We start from the raw sequence: 464 nt of genomic DNA on the forward strand, positions 1-464 counted from the left end.
ATCGCTACATTCTGCAAGCGCGGCCTGCTCGACCGCATCTTCACGAGCGCGAACGGGTCTGCAAGGCGGCTGAAAAGGCTTGGCAGGCGGGCGATGTTCCCATCAACGCCGCTGAAGGTTTCATCCGCCAGATCATCGGCTGGCGTGAATATGTGCGCGGTATCTATTTCCTTGAAGGCCCCGACTATACCACCCGCAACGCGCTGCAACACACCCGCGATCTGCCCGATTTCTACTGGGGCGCCGGAACGCGGATGAATTGCGTGTCACAAGCGGTGACCCAGACCCGTAAACATGCCTATGCGCATCATATCCAGCGGCTGATGGTGACAGGCAACTTCGCCCTGCTCGCCGGAGTGGACCCGGCGCAGGTGCATGAATGGTATCTGGAAGTCTACGCCGACGCCTATGAATGGGTGGAGGCCCCCAATACCATCGGCATGAGTCAGTTCGCGGATGGCGGC

Annotated in this window: 1 pseudogene; it reads left to right on the top strand. The window is 60.1% G+C overall.

What is annotated here, in order from left to right:
* Positions 1-464, top strand: a pseudogene (locus tag A3764_RS00915) (hypothetical protein); the annotation flags it as partial.

Origin of the sequence: Sulfitobacter sp. HI0129 (assembly GCF_001635395.1) — a bacterium.
Lineage (GTDB): Bacteria > Pseudomonadota > Alphaproteobacteria > Rhodobacterales > Rhodobacteraceae > Sulfitobacter.